Genomic DNA, 395 nt, shown 5'->3' on the forward strand with positions numbered 1-395 from the left:
GGCAGGGTCCATTTCTGGTTGGCGTTGGTGTGGCAGGTCCACAGGTGGACCGCTGTTCCGTCGTTCCAGGTACCGCCCGAGGCATCCAGGCACTTGCCCGACTGCGGATTGCGCACCGTGCCGTCCGACTGCGCCGCCCACGCCTGCGCACCCGAACCGTTGCACGTCCACAACTGCACCTTCGTACCGTCCGCGGACGCCCCGCCGGACACGTCCAGGCACTTGCCCAGCGCCCGCAACGTACCGTCACCCGGCAGCGACCACCGCTGCGCGTTCGACTGGTTGCACGTCCACAACTGCACCTTCGTACCATCGGCCGTCTGCGCGTTGTCGATGTCCAGGCACTTGCCGTTCACCCCCCTCACCTCACCGGTACGAGGACCGGGCTCCTGCCC

The 395-nt window shown here is 67.8% G+C and carries 1 protein-coding gene; it reads right to left on the minus strand.

All coding sequences use genetic code 11. The annotated features are described in order from the left end of the window. A partial coding sequence (locus KM933_RS38830) for a lectin (RefSeq protein WP_221362410.1) occupies positions 1-395 on the minus strand: 395 nt, incomplete at both ends.

The organism is Streptomyces beigongshangae (assembly GCF_019710745.1).
Classification (GTDB): Bacteria; Actinomycetota; Actinomycetes; order Streptomycetales; family Streptomycetaceae; genus Streptomyces; species Streptomyces beigongshangae.